General features: G+C 45.6%; 18 protein-coding genes. 5 read left to right on the top strand and 13 right to left on the bottom strand.

From position 1 onward, the window contains the following. Positions 1–3: 3 nt before the first annotated feature. The 3 genes from ICN36_RS12130 to ICN36_RS07560 are packed head-to-tail and all read right to left on the bottom strand — an operon-like array spanning position 4 to position 3324. Positions 4–1878, bottom strand: a complete 1875-nt coding sequence (locus ICN36_RS12130) for an alpha/beta fold hydrolase (RefSeq protein ID WP_216227804.1) — start codon at positions 1876–1878, stop codon at positions 4–6. Positions 1879–1913: 35 nt separating this feature from the next. After that, positions 1914–2564: a CoA transferase subunit B gene (locus ICN36_RS07565; RefSeq protein ID WP_216227803.1), complete on the bottom strand. Its 651-nt coding sequence runs from the start codon at positions 2562–2564 to the stop codon at positions 1914–1916. Positions 2565–2622: 58 nt separating this feature from the next. Then, positions 2623–3324 carry a CoA transferase subunit A gene (locus tag ICN36_RS07560; RefSeq protein ID WP_216227802.1) on the bottom strand — a complete coding sequence of 234 codons (702 nt, stop codon included), beginning with the start codon at positions 3322–3324 and terminating at the stop codon, positions 2623–2625. Positions 3325–3481: 157 nt separating this feature from the next. On the opposite strand from ICN36_RS07560, the gene ICN36_RS07555 reads away from it, so the two are divergent. From ICN36_RS07555 to ICN36_RS07540, 4 genes are all read left to right on the top strand, one after another. After that, on the top strand, positions 3482–5152 hold the full coding sequence (locus tag ICN36_RS07555; RefSeq protein WP_216227801.1) for an electron transfer flavoprotein-ubiquinone oxidoreductase: 1671 nt from the start codon (positions 3482–3484) through the stop codon (positions 5150–5152). 83 nt (positions 5153–5235) lie between these two features. Beyond that, the gene (gloA, locus tag ICN36_RS07550) at positions 5236–5622 is read left to right on the top strand and encodes a lactoylglutathione lyase (RefSeq protein WP_216227800.1); all 387 of its coding nucleotides are present in this window, start codon (positions 5236–5238) and stop codon (positions 5620–5622) included. Next, the gene (locus ICN36_RS07545; RefSeq protein ID WP_370623456.1) at positions 5622–6803 is read left to right on the top strand and encodes a GNAT family N-acetyltransferase; all 1182 of its coding nucleotides are present in this window, start codon (positions 5622–5624) and stop codon (positions 6801–6803) included. The genes gloA and ICN36_RS07545 overlap by 1 nt, the downstream gene beginning before the upstream one ends. Next, positions 6800–7063, top strand: a complete 264-nt coding sequence (locus ICN36_RS07540; protein WP_216227798.1) for a DUF1289 domain-containing protein — start codon at positions 6800–6802, stop codon at positions 7061–7063. Before ICN36_RS07545 ends, ICN36_RS07540 begins: the two co-directional genes overlap by 4 nt. A gap of 39 nt (positions 7064–7102) precedes the next feature. Here the strand turns inward: ICN36_RS07540 and ICN36_RS07535 are convergent, their stop codons facing one another. Both ICN36_RS07535 and ICN36_RS07530 read right to left on the bottom strand, forming a co-directional pair. Further along, on the bottom strand, positions 7103–8710 hold the full coding sequence (locus tag ICN36_RS07535; protein WP_216227797.1) for an ABC-F family ATPase: 1608 nt from the start codon (positions 8708–8710) through the stop codon (positions 7103–7105). Positions 8711–8824: 114 nt separating this feature from the next. Next, positions 8825–9532, bottom strand: coding sequence for a queuosine precursor transporter (locus tag ICN36_RS07530; protein ID WP_216227796.1), 708 nt, complete (start codon positions 9530–9532; stop codon positions 8825–8827). Positions 9533–9637: 105 nt separating this feature from the next. Between ICN36_RS07530 and ICN36_RS07525 the strand changes: the two genes are divergently transcribed. Then, a complete protein-coding gene (locus tag ICN36_RS07525; protein ID WP_216227795.1) occupies positions 9638–10822 on the top strand; it encodes an acyl-CoA dehydrogenase in 1185 nt (394 codons plus the stop codon). On the opposite strand, the gene mnmH is transcribed toward ICN36_RS07525, so the two are convergent. The 8 genes from mnmH to soxB are packed head-to-tail and all read right to left on the bottom strand — an operon-like array spanning position 10819 to position 17008. Continuing rightward, the gene (mnmH, locus tag ICN36_RS07520; RefSeq protein ID WP_216227794.1) at positions 10819–11892 is read right to left on the bottom strand and encodes a tRNA 2-selenouridine(34) synthase MnmH; all 1074 of its coding nucleotides are present in this window, start codon (positions 11890–11892) and stop codon (positions 10819–10821) included. The two genes, ICN36_RS07525 and mnmH, sit on opposite strands and share 4 nt — an antisense overlap. A gap of 6 nt (positions 11893–11898) precedes the next feature. Beyond that, positions 11899–12318, bottom strand: a complete 420-nt coding sequence (locus tag ICN36_RS07515; protein ID WP_216227793.1) for a thioesterase family protein — start codon at positions 12316–12318, stop codon at positions 11899–11901. A gap of 23 nt (positions 12319–12341) precedes the next feature. Continuing rightward, the gene (locus tag ICN36_RS07510; protein WP_216227792.1) at positions 12342–12686 is read right to left on the bottom strand and encodes a TIGR01244 family sulfur transferase; all 345 of its coding nucleotides are present in this window, start codon (positions 12684–12686) and stop codon (positions 12342–12344) included. A 53-nt stretch (positions 12687–12739) separates the two neighbouring features. Continuing rightward, positions 12740–13186, bottom strand: a complete 447-nt coding sequence (locus tag ICN36_RS07505) for a YeeE/YedE family protein (RefSeq protein ID WP_216227791.1) — start codon at positions 13184–13186, stop codon at positions 12740–12742. Position 13187: 1 nt separating this feature from the next. After that, positions 13188–13625: a YeeE/YedE family protein gene (locus tag ICN36_RS07500; protein WP_216227790.1), complete on the bottom strand. Its 438-nt coding sequence runs from the start codon at positions 13623–13625 to the stop codon at positions 13188–13190. Positions 13626–13643: 18 nt separating this feature from the next. Then, the gene (locus ICN36_RS07495) at positions 13644–14765 is read right to left on the bottom strand and encodes a YeeE/YedE family protein (protein WP_216227789.1); all 1122 of its coding nucleotides are present in this window, start codon (positions 14763–14765) and stop codon (positions 13644–13646) included. Between the two features lie 30 nt (positions 14766–14795). Beyond that, positions 14796–15251: a DsrE family protein gene (locus ICN36_RS07490; protein ID WP_216227788.1), complete on the bottom strand. Its 456-nt coding sequence runs from the start codon at positions 15249–15251 to the stop codon at positions 14796–14798. Between the two features lie 23 nt (positions 15252–15274). Continuing rightward, on the bottom strand, positions 15275–17008 hold the full coding sequence (gene soxB, locus ICN36_RS07485) for a thiosulfohydrolase SoxB (RefSeq protein ID WP_216227787.1): 1734 nt from the start codon (positions 17006–17008) through the stop codon (positions 15275–15277). Between the last annotated feature and the right edge of the window lie 3 nt (positions 17009–17011).

Below are 17011 nucleotides of genomic sequence, written 5' to 3'. Positions count from 1 at the left end.
AAATTAACCGAAGAACTCTTTTGCTAAAGCAATTTGCTCTGTTTTTACGAATGCAGGTGCATGACCCACATTAGGAATCTCAATACTACGTGCATAAGGATTAACTTTGCACATCTGTGCAACGGTAGCCGCTGACAGCAGGTCTGAATCACCGCCACGTACGATCAACATCGGAATATGGATTTGTTTGAAGGCATGCCACATTGCCATCTCACCAGCTTTTGCCATAATCGGATTAACAGAGGCAAACGGCACAGCAATATCAGGGTCGTAATGCATGATCCATTTACCATCCTTTTGAATCAACATGGGGCCGTTATAAGTCTCCCACTCCTCTGAAGTGTGGTCGCCAAACGTGGCACAGATTTCATTTAAGCGCTGAAGTGCCTGCGTGCGATCGGCAAAAGTAAATGGTTGCCCTACGTATGAACCTAGACGCTTAATTGCCTCCGGCTCAATCTTTGGACCTACATCATTGATGATCATTCTGCGAATCGGAGAGTTAGGCATTGCGGCATACACCATACCAATTAAGCCACCCATAGACGTGCCCAACCAATCAACTTGTGATACATCCAGCTTCTTAACTAGCGCAGCAATATCAGCAACGTACTGGGGGACTGCATAGAGTATTGGGTTAGTTAAGCGATCTGAGTCACCTCTTCCAACTATATCTGGACAAACAACGTAATAGTCTTTACACATCGCCTTTGCAAGAGTCTGAAAGTCGCTGCCTCGTCTTGTTAGACCATGAACACATAGCAATACTTTATTGCCGGGGTTTCCCCAAGCGTGATACGCCATACGGTGTTTCTCCTCACCGCTGGAACAATCCACAAAGAAAGTATCACCGTCATGAAATACATTTGCTGCCTGAGCGGCATTGTGAATTTCATGGTCTGCATGATCATGTTGATGATCGTGATCATCACCAACCTCTTCTGGCTGCAATGTCACATGATCAATACCGTGCTTATCCAAGAGCATTGCATTAATTCTGGCCATAATTTTAGGCCATTCTTGCATCTCGGCGATTTCAATATGGCCAATCAAGGCTGGGAAACTAGGCGTCATCTCCCACACGTGCAGATCATGTACTGCCAGAACACCAGGAATATTCTTTAAATCAGTGCCCACTTGTAAGTAGTCAATGTGAAGAGGCACACCCTCCATCAAGAAGTGATAAGACTCATGAAGAATAGAAATGGTGGATTTCAGGATAAGGAGTGAGACCAAAATAGAGAGGATGGCATCAATTGGCATCCAACCTGTCAGCTGAATCACGACACCTGCAATCAATGCAGCAACCGATCCCAATAGATCGCCCATGACATGAACAAGTGCTGCACGGGTGTTAACGCTTTGCTTATCGCGCGATAGAACCCAAGCCACAACGATATTCATTAGCAAGCCAATAGCGGCTACAACCGTAACTGTGAAGCCATCAACCTTATGGGGGTCATAGAAGCGGCTAATTGCCTCAATGACAATCCACACCACTAGAACAAGCATTGCAATACTATTTACAAATGCAGCTAGCGCCTCTGCACGTCCAAAACCAAATGAATGTTTTGGGGATGGCGGACGACGAGAAATAATTTGCGCTAATAAAGCGAGGCCTAAAGCTGCCGCATCGGTCACCATATGACCGGCATCCGATATCAAAGCCAGTGAATTAGCGAAATAGGCTGCAGCGCCCTCAACCCCTGAGAAACCTAAAGTTAGTACTAAAGCAATTAACAGGAGGTTTTGATTGGAAACTTGTTTGCTGTGGGTATGCTGCGCATCGCCCTTTTTATGGGCATGTAAGGAAGGATCTGCCCCAGATTGATTCTGGGGTTTAGATGGCCTCGAGTGGAAATGATGGGAGCCCGACATGGTGAACCCATTATTCCATTAATTGATAAAGTCGATTAGAAACCTGTTGTGTCAACAGGGGCTCCAGTTTTAGCAATAACTTCTTCCTTAGTCACGCCTGGAGCCAATTCAACCAACTTCAAACCTTTAGGGGTGATGTCAAGAACACACAGATCTGTGATGATCTGGCTAATCACACCTACCCCGGTCAAAGGCAAGGTGCACTTCGGCAAAATCTTGAGCTCTTCCGTGCCATCTTTTTTCTTGGCAACGTGCTCCATCAACACAACAACGTGCTTTACGCCTGCAACTAAATCCATTGCACCGCCCATACCCTTAACCATTTTTCCTGGGATCATCCAGTTAGCCAAGTCGCCATGTTCGCTTACCTGCATTGCACCCAAGATCGCGATGTTGATTTTGCCGCCACGAATCATGCCGAATGAATCGGCAGAAGAAAAAATAGATGAGCCAGGCAAAGTCGTAATTGTTTGCTTGCCAGCATTGATTAAATCAGCGTCAATGGTTTCTTCGGATGGAAATGGGCCAATACCTAACAATCCATTTTCAGACTGCAGCCACACTTCCATATCTTTTGGTACGTGATTAGCTACCAATGTAGGCATACCAATACCCAAATTCACGTAGTAACCGTCTTTTAATTCTTTAGCAGCACGTGCTGCCATCTCATCTCTAGTCCAAGGCATCTTGATCTTCCTAAATATTCTGTTCTATTGCTGTTCTATGGCTTTACTGTTCGGGGAATTACGCTTTTGCACTCAAAGTGCGCTGCTCGATACGCTTTTCTGGAGTCTTATGAAGTACCAAGCGATGCACATAGATACCAGGTGTATGAATCTCATCGGGATGTAGTTGACCGTTCTCCACAATCTCCTCTACCTCTGCAACAGTAATCTTGCCAGCCATTGCAACCACTGGATTGAAGTTACGTGCCGTGTAGCGATAAACCAAATTACCGGACTTGTCTGCTTTCCAAGCTTTTACTAAAGAGATATCGGAAATGATTGAACGCTCCATGATGTATTTCTCGCCATCAAATTCTTTTTCTTCCTTACCTTCGGCAACTAAAGTACCGACACCAGTTTTGGTATAGAAAGCAGGAATACCACAACCACCTGCACGTAATTTTTCAGCCAAAGTACCTTGTGGCGTGAACTCCAACTCCAACTCACCAGCCAAATACTGACGTTCGAATTCTTTATTCTCACCAACATAGGATGCAACCATCTTTTTCACTTGACGTGAATTGAGCAATAAACCTAAACCAAAGCCATCTACACCAGCATTGTTAGCAATTGCAGTGAGGTTCTGAGCGCCCAGATCCTTAACCGCTTGGATCAAAGCTTCAGGAATGCCACAAAGACCAAAGCCGCCAACAGCCAATTTTTGTCCGTCTTTTAAGATATCCCGCAAGGCATCTACTGCCGATGGGTAAGTTTTATTCATTACTTTTGTCCTAATATTGCCAAAATGGGTAAAAAAGCAATCATAACGCTTCAGACCCAATGATTGAGACCGTCTTGGCACTAAGGTGGTTTTTGACAGTTAGAACTAAACTATTAGGGCTTAAATGCCCTATTTTGAGAAATTTCGGAGAAATTGTATGAATGCTGCAGAGCTGGTTGAGCAATTTGGCCCCAGAGATTCCATGGACTATGACTTGGTCATTGTTGGGGGCGGTCCTGCAGGTTTGTCGGCCGCTATTAAAGCCAAGCAATTGGCCGGCGCCTCCGGAAAAGAAATTAGCGTCTGCGTATTGGAAAAGGGTTCTGAAATCGGTGCCCACATTCTTTCTGGCGCTGTAATGGATCCAAAAGCGCTCACTGAGTTATTTCCTGATTGGAAAGAGCTGGGTGCACCGCTCGATACTCCGGTGACACAAGACCAATTTTTGTTTTTGACAAGCGATAACTCATTTCAAGTTCCAAACTGGATGTTGCCGCACTGCTTTAAGAATGAAGGCAACTATATTGTCAGCCTTGCGAACGTAACCCGCTGGCTCGGTCAACAAGCAGAAAATCTCGGTGTTGAAATTTTCCCTGGCTTTCCGGCTGCAGAAATTCTTTATAACGAGCAAGGCGCAGTCAGCGGCGTAATTACAGGCTCAATGGGTTTAGATAAAGAGGGTAATCCAACCGATCAGTTTCAGCTTGGTATGGAATTACGTGGCAAGTACACCCTCTTTGCTGAAGGCGCACGCGGTCATCTTGGCAAGCAGCTCATTTCTAAATTTGCATTAGACAAAGATGCAGACCCACAGAGCTATGGCATTGGCATTAAAGAGCTCTGGGAAGTAGAGCCATCCAAGAGCAAGCCTGGGCTTGTTGTTCATACTGCAGGCTGGCCATTAGAAAGCGATACCTATGGCGGTTCATTCCTTTACCACCTTGGCGATAACAAAGTTGCTGTTGGTTTAGTGGTTGGACTTTCTTATAAGAACCCCTACCTCTCTCCCTTCGAAGAATTCCAACGCTACAAACTTCATCCAAAGATTCGCGAAACATTTGAAGGTGGCAAACGCATTTCTTATGGAGCGCGCGCCTTAACTGCGGGTGGTTTAAATAGTCTGCCCAAAACAGTATTTCCTGGTGGCGCTCTGATTGGATGCGATGCGGGCTTCTTAAATGCTTCTCGCATTAAGGGAAGTCATGCTGCAATTAAAACTGGCATGCTTGCTGCCGAAGCTGCAGTCGCTGCGATTAATGAAAACCGCTCAGAGGATGTTTTGTCTGCTTACCCAACCGCATTCCAAAACAGTTGGTTGCATACCGAACTCAATCAAGCGCGCAACTTTAAGCCATGGATGTCCAAAGGACTTTATCTCGGCACATTGATGGTGGGGTTGGAGCAAAAGGTTTTAGGCGGCAATATGCCATGGACTGTGCATTTAAAACATGCCGATCATGAATGCTTAGAGCCAGCAGCACAGCACAAGCCAATTGACTATCCAAAACCAGACGGCAAGATCACGTTTGATCGTCTATCTTCTGTGTTTATCTCCAATACCAACCACGCCGAGAATCAACCAATTCATTTAACCCTGAAAAATGATTCTGTACCAGTAGATATCAATCTCAAAACCTATGCAGGTCCAGAGCAGCGCTACTGTCCTGCTGGCGTTTATGAGTATGTTGAACAAGATGGTAAGCCTCGTTTGCAAATTAATTCGCAAAACTGTGTGCATTGCAAGACTTGTGACATAAAAGATCCAACTCAAAATATTGTCTGGGTTACCCCTGAAGGTGGCGGTGGTCCAAACTACGCATCCATGTAAGGCAATGTCATACAGCAAACCCCGGTCACATGCCGGGGTTTTTTATCTCAACACGAAAAAATAAATAGCGTTATATTTAAGCCATGATGATCCTACACACAATGCTTCGCGTCGGCGACCTCAATCGCTCCATTAACTTTTACACCAAAGTTTTGGGTATGAATTTATTACGTACGACTGAGCGTCCGGAGCAAAAATACTCACTCGCCTTTGTCGGTTTTGGTAAAGGGAACGGCGATGGTCAATCTGAGATTGAGCTGACCTACAACCATGGCGTTCAGTCCTATGACCTGGGCACAGCCTATGGACATATCGCAATCGAAGTTCCCGATGCCTATATCGCTTGTGCGGCCATCAAGGCAGCTGGGGGGGATGTCACTCGTGAAGCTGGGCCGGTAGCAGGCGGCGATACCATCATTGCTTTTGTTACTGATCCTGATGGTTACAAAATAGAGCTCATTCAGCACTAATCGTGGCAGAGCCCGATTCGTTTCAATTAGAAATAGTTGATCGCTTAAGCGATATTTCCGCAAGCGAATGGAATGCTCTCCTTCCGAAAGATGCAGGACCTTTTCTTCGCCATGAATTTCTCAGTGCATTAGAGGAGACGGGATGTGTTGGCGGTAATACTGGTTGGCAGGTTGCTCACCTTACGCTAAAAAATGAACAGCAACTAATAGGCGCCCTGCCCCTCTATCTCAAGCAACACTCTTATGGAGAATTTGTATTTGATTGGTCATGGGCTCAAGCTTATGAGCAACAAGGAATGCAATACTTTCCCAAAGCGCTCTGCGCTATTCCCTTTACCCCAGTTCAAGGCTCGCGCGTTCTGAGTCTTGGCCAGAGCAATATTGATGCCAGCCTAGTTGCTAGACGTTTGATCGAAGGCTTAAAGGCCTTGGTTCTGCAAAATAATCTGTCATCAGCGCACGTCTTGTTTCCATACGCAGACGAGGTGGAGTCCCTGAAGGAACAAGGTTTTATGTTGCGGGATTCAGTGCAGTTTCATTGGCACAACCAAGGCTTTGATGATTTTGAGCAGTTTTTAGCTGTTCTTACTATGAAGCGTCGTAAAAATATTCGGCGCGAGCGCGAACAGGTAGCAAGAGAGTCTATTCGCTTCAGACATGTTCCAGGCATCGCATCTACTGACGCTGATTGGGAATTCTTTTATCGCTGCTATGCAAACACCTATTTAGAGCATCGCTCTAGTCCCTATTTGAATGAGGCTTTCTTAAAGCTATGGGCACAGCGTATGCCCGAAAATCTGCATCTCATTATTGCTGAGCGTAATGGTAGTCCAATTGCCGCATCACTGCTCGTAGTTGACCCTATAAATTCCAAGGCTTATGGCAGATATTGGGGCGCTATTGAGCATGTGCCCTGCTTGCACTTTGAAACTGCTTACTACCAGGCGATTGAATATTGCATTTCTCAAAAGATACAGACTTTTGAAGGTGGAGCCCAAGGAGAGCACAAGATGGCGCGAGGCTTTTTGCCAACGACCATACAGTCAGCGCACTTTATCGCCGACCCTCAGTTCGCTAAAGCAGTGCAGCACTTCTTAGATCGTGAGCATCAAGGCATAGGGGCTTATGTAGATGAGCTCGCCGAGCACAGTCCTTTGAAATCGTCTAAAGTACAGCCATGAATTCTGAAGACACCAAACCGCCCCTGCAAGATGGCTCGCACTCCCTCTCTACTGGAGACGCAGACTCTGATTCACCTTGTATTGGTGTGTGCACTACGCTTTACGATGAAATCTGCCAAGGTTGTGGTCGTACTTTAGGTGAAGTAAGTAATTGGGTATTTTTTTCGCAGGAAGAGAAAGACTTGGTATGGCAGCGTATTCGTGCAGAAGGTACTGCAATGCGCTTTCAACGACAGGCCAAAGAAAACAAGCCCAGTTAATGGGCTTGTTGACTTAAACAGCGAATTGGTTTGCCTGCATCAGCCAGCTAATGCCTGGCTGCGTAGATATTCTTCATAAGTACCAGAGTAATCCTCAACCGTTCCATCCATCTTCACTTCTAAGATGCGATTGGCTAAAGCAGATACGAACTCGCGGTCATGAGAAACAAATATCAAAGTGCCATCGAATTTCTCAAGCGCAATTTGCAAGCTCTCAATGGATTCCATATCCATATGGTTGGTTGGCTCATCCATTGCTAGGACGTTATATTTTTGGAGCATGAGTTTGCCCCAAATCATTCTGCCCTTTTCACCACCAGAGAGAACCTTAACAGACTTACCAATATCATCTCCAGAGAACAGTAAGCGACCTAATGTGCCACGGATGACTTGATCATCGTCGCCAGTATTGCGCCACCAATTCATCCAATCCATGAGCAACTCATCTTTAGCAAACATCTCAGTGTTGTCTTGCGGCATGACACCAACATTTGCATTCTCAGCCCATTTCACATCACCGCTGTCTGCGGCAATACCTTCAAAGCGCTTGCTCAGAATAGTCTTTAGAAGCGTTGTCTTACCAGCGCCGTTTTGACCAATGATCGCAATCTTTTCACCAGCACGAATAGCAATCTTGAAGTTCTTGAAGATGGTACGGTCGTACGCTTTAGTTAGCGCATTGCACTCCACAGCCATGTTATGAAGTTTCTTCTCAGTATCAAAACGAATAAATGGGTTTTGACGTGAAGAAGGCTTTACTTCAACAATTTCGATTTTTTCTAACTGTCTTTGACGTGAAGTAGCTTGACGCGCCTTAGAAGCGTTTGCAGAGAAGCGAGCCACGAAAGCTGCCAATTCAGCAATTTTTTCTTTGGCTTTTACGTTAGAACTCAGTTGCTGTGTTCGCGCCTGCACAGAAGCAAGCATGTATGAGTCGTAATTGCCTGGGTAGACTTTCAATGTTCCATAGTCCATGTCCGCCATATGCGTACAGACTTCATTTAGGAAGTGACGGTCATGGGAAATGATGACGATGGTGCTCTTAATCTGATTGAGGATATCTTCAAGCCAATGAATGGAGTGAATATCCAAGTTATTGGTTGGCTCATCTAGCAACAAAACATCTGGGTCAGAGAACAATGCTTGCGCAAGCAGTACACGCAACTTCCAACCTGGAGCAACGTTGCTCATCGGGCCATTGTGTTGCTCGATAGGAATACCAATACCTAATAACAACTCGCCTGCTTTAGCTTCTGCTGTATAGCCACCATATTCAGCATACTTACCCTCAAGCTCAGCAGCCTTCATGTAATCTTCATCAGTAGCATCTGGGTTAGCGTAGATCGCATCACGTTCAGCAGCGGCCTTCCACATCTCTTCGTGCCCCATCATCACAACATCGAGTACGCGCACATCTTCATAGGCAAATTGATCTTGACGCAACTTACCTAAACGAATGCCAGGATCCAAGCTCACATTGCCGCTAGTTGGCTCAAGCTCGCCACCTAAAATTTTCATGAAGGTTGATTTACCGCAACCGTTTGCGCCAATCAGACCATAACGATTGCCGCCGCCAAACTTCACGGAAATGTTTTCAAACAGAGGCTTTGCCCCAAACTGCATAGTGATATTAGATGCTGACAGCACGGATGTTTTCTAGCTTTCTGAAATTCAATTGGATAGTTACCCCCGACTTTGGGGGCAAAGACCGTCATTTTAACGGCTTAGAGGTCTTTGTTGGCAGGAAGCTTCAGGTCTTGCTTAGACTTTGACCCTAAATGGGGTGAAATTCGTGTGAATATCGTAGAAATCCTCATTTTCCTTGCGCTTGAGTAAATTCACGACCCAATAGGTCATAGGGGTTGCTAGAACCTCCCAGGAGGTCTTAAGGACGTATTGAGCCAGCGCTACCTGAATGATTTCATGGGTTGGCCAAATGCCGTAAAAAGCCAATACATAGAAAAATGAAGAATCAACCATCTCTCCTACTGCAGTCGAGCCAATCGTACGCATCCAAAGAAAGCGTCCATGAGTCCAGACTTTCATTTTGGCCAAAACATAGCTATTAATAAGACTGCCGCACCAAAACGAGAACATGGAAGCTAAGGCAATACGCCAAGAGTTTCCAAAAACCATTTCAAGGCCCTTCTGGTAATTGGCCATGTAATCGCCAGAGGCAACCGGCAGGGCTATGACAATCTGAGCCATGATGGCTGCAAATGCAAGAGCAGCAAAACCCGCCCAAACCGCTCTACGATCGTAGGCGTAGCCATAGACCTCAGTCAGGATATCGCCAAAAAAATAGGCGATTGGGAAAAAAAGGATTCCCGCGCCAAATGGGACGGACCCAAAGTACGGCAAATCCACTACCGCCGCCTTGCCAGCACCAATAAAGTTCGAGCACAACAAAACGACCACAAAGGCAGCCAGAATGAGGTCGTAATAGCGATGACGTCTAGGTGAGTCCATAAGTGCAGAAAAATGGATAATACAAACAAGAATATCTGCATTCCTGAAAATTCGCAGGAAGCAGGCCAAAAGTAACGATAAAACCGTATATAGGATGACAAGGCAATGAGCAAAAGTAAGGCAAGCTTTAACTGGGCAGATCCCCTGCTTCTCGATACCCAGCTAACTGAAGAAGAGCGCATGGTGCGTGATGCAGCCGCTGAATACGCTCAAGGACGCCTCATGCCACGCATTCATGATGCTTATCGCAATGAAACAACCGACCCAGCCATCTTCCGCGAAATGGGTGAACTTGGTCTCCTGGGTATCACCATCCCAGAGCAGTATGGTGGTGCAAATTTGAACTATGTGTCTTACGGCTTAATTGCTCGTGAGATTGAGCGTGTTGATTCTGGCTATCGCTCAATGATGAGTGTGCAATCCTCTTTGGTCATGGTGCCTATCAATGAATTTGGTAGCGAAGCACAAAAGCAAAAGTACCTTCCTAAATTAGCTAGTGGCGAATGGATTGGTTGCTTTGGTTTAACAGAACCAAACTATGGTTCCGATGCTGGTGGCATGATTACCCGCGCTAAGAGAGTTCCTGGTGGATTTTCATTAACGGGCTCCAAGATGTGGATCTCCAATTCCCCGATTGCTGATGTATTTGTAGTCTGGGCCAAAAATGATGAAGGTATCATCCGCGGCTACATCCTAGAAAAAGGCATGAAGGGCTTAAGTGCGCCAAAAATTAGCGGCAAGATGGGTCTACGTGCCTCTATCACCGGTGAAATCGTGATGGATGAAGTATTTGTCCCAGCAGAAAATGAATTTCCCGAAGTAGAAGGCCTCAAAGGCCCCTTCACCTGCTTAAACTCAGCCCGCTACGGCATTGCTTGGGGCACATTGGGCGCTGCTGAATGGTGCTGGTATGCCGCTCGTCAGTACACCTTGGATCGCAAACAATTTGGCAAGCCACTAGCCGCCAATCAATTGATTCAAAAGAAATTGGCTGATATGCAAACTGAAATTACTCTTGGCCTTCAAGGCTGTTTGCGTTTAGGTCGCATGAAAGATGAAGGCATTGCCGCTCCTGAAATCACCTCCATCATGAAGCGTAACTCTTGCGGCAAGTCCTTAGACATTGCACGTATGGCACGCGATATGCACGGCGGTAACGGTATCTCTGATGAGTATGGCGTTGTGCGTCACATGCTGAACTTAGAAGTTGTGAATACCTACGAAGGCACTCACGATATCCACGCCCTCATTCTTGGTCGCGCGCAAACTGGTATTCAAGCTTTTAGCTAAGAGCCCGACTTGCTGATGATGGCCTTTGCAGCTTTGGCAAAGGCCTCGTCGCTATCATCCTGCAGCTTTACAAAATTCTCGATCTTGTATTGAGGAAAGTTCCGCACAATCGATGATTGATATGAGGGGTCGTAATGCTTTACGAGCAACTCCTCAACCAGCTCTGGAAAATTACCTGCATCAATGGCTTCATTCCATTTGGAGATTTGTACTTTTCCATAATGGGTAGTGAGCAAGGCTAACTTCTGTTTGAAATTGTCGGTATCCGTTAAAAAGTGATGGTATTCACGAATCAACCAAGAGACACGAGTTTGGGTACTCGACCGCAATTCAATACAAGCACCATTACGAATTTTTTCCATCAAGGCATCAGGCACATGCAGGCCCCCTACCTTTTTGCTTTCAGACTCGACATAAACGGGCTTCGCCGGATCAAGCGTACGCAAGGCATTCCATAAAGCAGTCTCAAAGCCTTTTTGGGTCGGTTGATCAATATTGGGCTCATTACCCAATACGGAGCCACGGTGCACAGCCAAGCCCTCTAAGTCCAGAATCTGAGCACCGAGAGCGCCAATATCATGCAGGACTCTCGTTTTGCCGCTCCCCGTCATTCCACAAATCACCTGAAATGAAAACTGACTAGCCATTTGATCTAGGCCATCAATGACAGTTCTTCTAAAACCCTGATAACCACCTTCAAGTTGTTTCGCCTTCCAGCCAATCCGATTGAGGATGTGGGTAAACGCACTGCTTCTCTCGCCACCACGCCAACAATAAATTAATGGCCGCCATTCGCGAGGCATTTCTAATAAATGATTTTCAAGGTGGTTAGCAATATTTCTTGAGACTAATGCAGCGCCGAGTTTTTTAGCGGCAAAAGGAGACTCTTGTTTGTAGAGCGTACCAATTGTGATGCGCTCCTCATTATTCAGAACCGGATAGTTAACTGCCCCTGGAATATGATCCAGCGCAAATTCTGCTGGAGATCTGACATCAATAACCAAATCAAACTGATCCAACTCTGATAAAAATTGTTCGGATCTTAGGATATGCGGATTACTAGGTTGCACGATCGACTAGCGCAACTTTTCTAATACATGTTCCGGCCAAGGAGCAGACTTATTGGTGGTGAGATCTACCCAAACCATGGTTGCGCCACCGATAGCAGCCTCAACCTCCGGCGCAGTAGTCAATGCCATGCTGGTATAGAGATCAAGGCTCGTTCTTCCCACTGCGCCAATAGAGGTCTTGAGAATTAAATCACCCGGGAAGGTGAGTTGTTGATAGAAGTTGCAAAAGCCATTGAGCATCAACATAGATTCACGGCCAGGAGCAACGTCGTAACCCATGGAAGTAATCCACTCGCAGCGCGCTTGTTCCATATATCTAAAGTAAACAGTATTGTTCACGTGTCCATACGCATCCATATCACCCCAACGAATGGGCATGATCATTTCATGAACCAGTTTTCTTTCTTCTGGAATGGCGATGCGCATAGATTGAAGAACGCTTTCTTAACTTAACCCACTTGCAGCGCAAGTTGATATAGGTTAGTTGAGCGTGCGCCAGAACGGCAGAATGCCAAAACTGGGCCAGGCATTGTCTTTAACAAACGCGCCATCTCTCTCACTTGTTCAACAGTCATAGCACTAGGCACGACCGGTAAATAGGCATAATTTAATCCCAACTTTTCGGCTTCCGCCTGAATACTTGCACTAGTTGGTTGATCTGGCCCGCCCTCACCATCAGGACGGTTATTGATCACGCTTTTATAACCCATTGCCGCAATTTCAGCCAAGTGGCTTGGATCGATCTGACCAAGAGTGCCAAACTGATCGTTATGACAAGAAATAGGAAGACTCATAAAAACCCTCTACATTCAATAATTCGTAATAGGGTCATTCTAAATCAGGCCTATCAGACTTGGCTGGAAACCTTTTTATGAGCCGAGAAGAAACGCTCGCAGATTTCCATACCCACAAGCATGGCAGCAACAAACACTAAGGCTTTCAGGTGACCAGCACCCAGGGCCACCAATGCTGGACCAGGACAAAAACCAGCAATTCCCCAGCCTGCACCAAAAATAAGACTGCCAACAATCAGGGGTTTCGTGATATCTCTGCGCGTTGGGATATGCAATGCGCCGCCAAAAAAAGCTTCTGTTCTCTTACTCACTACGTAGAAGCCGCCAAGGCCTACCAAAACGGCACCTAACATCACAAACATCAACGAAGGATCCCAGTTACCGGCTAAATCTAAAAATCCCAACACCTTCTGAGGATTACTCATGCCCGAGATGATTAAGCCCCAACCAAATAGAACGCCGATAGCATACTGACTCAAAAGACCAAAATGTTTTTTCATCCTAGGCCCCGATCAAATGACGAAGAATAAAAACAGTCAGAAAGCCTGCGCCCATAAAAGAGAGGGTAGCAACAAGAGATCGCGGCGATAAACGCGAGAGCCCACAGATGCCATGACCGCTAGTACAACCAGATCCGTAGTGAGCACCAAAGCCAACCAAAAGACCGGCGATCACAATGGCAATCCAATCAGACTCAATTTCAACAATTGGGAATATCCCAAAGAACAATGCCGCAAGAAATGGTGCGGAGACTAGACCCAAAACCAAGCTGACTCGCCATGCTGAATCAGTCAGCTTGGGATGTAATAAACCAGCAACAATTCCACTGATACCTAAAATGCGCCCGTGAAGCAATACGTAGAGAGCCGCAGCAACTCCAAGAATCATCCCCCCCAATAAAGAAGGAATGGGCGTAAACGAGAACCAATCAATTTGCATAACTTGTATCCGGTCTATTTAAGCGCAAGGATTAGGAGCAAGGCGCATTTGTAAGTAACGCAAACCTATGTAAGCACCCAGAAAGAATCCTGGAATTGCTAAAAAAGATCCAAGCGCTAGTGTTGAAATTCCGCTCAGACCCTGCCCAATGGTGCATCCCAAAGCAGTGATACCACCAAAGCCCATTAAGGCTCCGCCAATTAAATGGTTGGCAGTATCTTCTGCATTCAAAAAACTCTCCCAGCGAAAAGTTTTTGTTATCAACGAAACGATTGCTGAACCACAAACCATGCCCAGCACAGCAACGACACCAATAGTGAGTACTTTAGAGGTATCGCTATAGAACATGAGCCACTCCAATGAGTATGCATATGGGGCAACAAATGAAAGGCTTTCTATCTTGCCTGAGTTGGTGGCTACGAATACCTCTTCTAAAGTATTAGGGTCCTCGGCAACAAACGCTAAGTAACCAGAAATCCACCATACCGCACAGATTGCAAGGCCCACCCCCAAGCCAGCTAGAAGATTTTTAGCTGTCCAAAATGATTTATTGGCAAGCGCAAAAAGAACAAAAGATCCACCAATAATTAACCCGAGCAACAAATGCGCACTTGCACGACTCTGACCAAACCAAGAGCTCACAATGCTTGGTAGATCTTGGTTTGAATTTAGCGTAATGAAAAATGTATCTAAAGCATTAATACGAATCACCGCCAAGAATCCCCGCAGCGTCATATAAGCAACTAGACCCAAGACCAGAAATACTACTAACGATTTAAGGTTGCCTCCACCAATGCGAATGAGTGTCTTACTTCCGCAGCCTGAGGCTAGGACCATACCAAGACCAAACAGAGTGCTGCCAACCAAAATAGAGAGATACATTAGTTTGCTGGAGGTGTAGATAGACTTGGTGATATCTATTAACCCAAATGAAGACATGAGCATCACGCCTAAGATTGCAATTCCAATAGCTAAAAACCACTGACGCAATCTAGATAAGTTTGACATCACATATAGATCAGCAATCGCACCCATTGTGCAAAAGCTCGTTCGCTGCATGATTGCGCCGAGCAACAAAGTTACAACAAAGGTTGCCCACAGTGCTTTTTGGCTAATAAAGGAGATGTCTACGATGTCCATATTTCTATTTTACGTGTCTGCTAGCGAGAATTAGGGCTTTATATAGGCGTAATGGTCTAGATACTGCAGGTCGGCAATCTTCACCACACCAGAAGGCGTGAAGTCCGCATCTAAAAGGAATTGATTTTTATTAAGATTGCGATTCTTTAGGGTAATTTCGCAAACTTCAAATACCACCCCACGGGATTTAAGTGCGGAAACCAATGGGCCATATTCAATGTTATTTTTCTGATCTTTGGCACCTTCCATTAGAAGATCTACTCCTGCTGCATGGGTAACGACAATAATCTTGGTTTGAGGCGCAGTATCAAGATGGTTGCGAATATTACGCAATCCTTTTAAGCCCTGAGCCTGAGCGTCATCAATGTGATACACCACTTTAGTTTGCGCAAAAGCTGGCTCACAAAAAAATATACCAACAGATGCAATAGCGCTCAGTACCAATACTTGTTTTAAAAGCTTGGAAAAGTAGTTTGATTGGTTCATGTTGTTAGAAATCACCTGATAGATTACTTAATAGATTCAATGCCGGCATTTTTAACGAGCCCTTTGATAATTGGCTCATTTAATTTCTTGGGCTTAATGATCTTTGCTTCTTTTAAATGTCTGGACATTAAATCCCAGATTGGCTCTGAATTGGATAATTTAGCTTCCTCACTCACTGGGGCCCACCCTGCAACGCGATAATTTTTATCAGCCTCGATGAGTGATCCATTAAGCCTCATTTCAGAGATGCGCTTACCCATACTGGCATTGGGATCAATGGTGTATTGCAATCCGCCAACCCTAACCATATCGCCGCCCTGCTGATAATAAGGATCGGGGTTAAATAAGTTATCGGCCACATCCTCCAGGATAGTCTTGATAGTTTCACCAGTCATATTGGAGGCGGTAGTGTATGGATAGGTTATGGCGGTCTGATCCAACAAATGTTCCATCGTGATTGCCTGACCCGGCAATAAAGATGTTCCCCACCTAAAGCCTGGTGAGAAAGCAATTTCTGCATTCTTTTGCGCCATCAAGCCATCCAAAATAACTTGATCAAAGCTGCCATTGAAATTACCGCGACGATACAAAAGATCATCTGTCATCGCCAGATTTTCATTAAGACGCGCTTCGAATGGCTTACGAATTTGCGTAATCAGCTGACTCATTTTGGGGTCTGGCGTAATCAAGCTTGAAAATACGGGGAGCAACTTATAGCGAAAATCAACCACCTTCCCACCCTTGACATCAAAATCAAGGACGCCCAAAAATTTACCGTTCGATCCTGCATTGGTGACTAAAGTGACTCCACCTGCATTTTTAACCTTTATAGGAATTGGCACTCCATCATGCGTATGACCGCCCAAGATTGCATCTAAACCTCTCACTCTTGACGCCAGCTTAAGGTCAACATCCATGCCATTGTGAGATAGCAATACCACTGCCTTAGCACCCTTTCGGCGCACTTGATCAATGGTTTTTTGCAGATTTTGCTCTTGTATTCCAAATGTCCAATTTGGCGTGAAGTATCTTGGGTTGGCAACCGGCGTATAGGGAAAGGCTTGACCAATAATCCCCACTGGCACACCATTCATCTCACGCATCACATAAGGAGCAAAAACTTCATCGCCGAAATCAGTGGTTGTGATATTTTGTGCAATAAAAGAGATCTTATTTTGGAAATCCTTTTGCACAATCTCCATCACCCGCTTCTCGCCAAGAGTCATCTCCCAGTGAGCAGTCATAACATCTACACCAAGCTCAAGTGCTGCATCCACCATATCCTGACCCTGCGTCCAAAGCGCAGTTCCTGAGCCCTGCCAAGTGTCTCCACCATCTAGAAGCAAAGCACCAGGCCTTGATGCTTTTAGCTGCTTAATCAGAGTTGCGAGATGGGCAAAGCCACCCATTTGGCCATATTGATGAGCTGCAGCCGTGAAATCTAAATAAGTAAAAGCATGAGCATCACGCGTATGAGATGCAATCTTATTGGCTTTTAAAAAATAATCGCCCACTTGGTGTGGCGTTTTTCCTGCTTGTGGCCCCACACCAATATTGACATTGGGCTCACGAAAATACACCGGGAGAAGTTGGGCATGGCAATCTGTGAAATGCAATAAATGCACATTACCAAAGCGAGGTAGATCATAAAAAGATCTTGCTTGTGCTTGAGCAGAAGCCAATTCCGATTGCAGGCTCATACCGCCAACTGAGGCAATGGCTAAAGCCTGTATAAACTCCCGGCGATTGAGTGACATGAG

This window comes from Polynucleobacter sp. UK-Gri1-W3 (assembly GCF_018881595.1).
GTDB lineage: Bacteria > Pseudomonadota > Gammaproteobacteria > Burkholderiales > Burkholderiaceae > Polynucleobacter.
The sequence above is the reverse complement of the archived record's forward strand: the minus strand, read 5'-3'. Positions and strand labels throughout refer to the sequence as shown.